This is a genomic window from Halomonas flagellata (assembly GCF_022487945.1).
GTDB lineage: Bacteria > Pseudomonadota > Gammaproteobacteria > Pseudomonadales > Halomonadaceae > Halomonas > Halomonas flagellata.
This window is the reverse complement of the sequence record NZ_JAKVPY010000104.1, coordinates 1-658: the sequence shown is the minus strand read 5'-3', so window position 1 is coordinate 658 and position 658 is coordinate 1. Positions and strand designations below refer to the sequence as shown.

At 50.2% G+C, this 658-nt stretch carries 1 protein-coding gene; it reads left to right on the top strand.

All coding sequences use genetic code 11. The features are described from left to right. Nucleotides 1-355: 355 nt before the first annotated feature. Nucleotides 356-658 (top strand): GNAT family N-acetyltransferase (locus MKP05_RS21355; protein WP_240570143.1); only part of this gene is annotated, 303 nt, incomplete at its 3' end.

Sequence of the window (658 nt, the reverse complement as noted above, 5' to 3'; positions counted from 1 at the left end):
CACGCAACTGGTCCAGAACCTTGACCGAACGCAGCGGTGGTAACGGCGCAGTGGCGGTTTTCATGGCTTGTTATGACTGTTTTTTTGTACAGTCTATGCCTCGGGCATCCAAGCAGCAAGCGCGTTACGCCGTGGGTCGATGTTTGATGTTATGGAGCAGCAACGATGTTACGCAGCAGGGCAGTCGCCCTAAAACAAAGTTAGATGCACTAAGCACATAATTGCTCACAGCCAAACTATCAGGTCAAGTCTGCTTTTATTATTTTTAAGCGTGCATAATAAGCCCTACACAAATTGGGAGTTAGACATCATGAGCAACGCAAAAACAAAGTTAGGCATCACAAAGTACAGCATCGTGACCAACAGCAACGATTCCGTCACACTGCGCCTCATGACTGAGCATGACCTTGCGATGCTCTATGAGTGGCTAAATCGATCTCATATCGTCGAGTGGTGGGGCGGAGAAGAAGCACGCCCGACACTTGCTGACGTACAGGAACAGTACTTGCCAAGCGTTTTAGCGCAAGAGTCCGTCACTCCATACATTGCAATGCTGAATGGAGAGCCGATTGGGTATGCCCAGTCGTACGTTGCTCTTGGAAGCGGGGACGGACGGTGGGAAGAAGAAACCGATCCAGGAGTACGCGGAATAGACCAG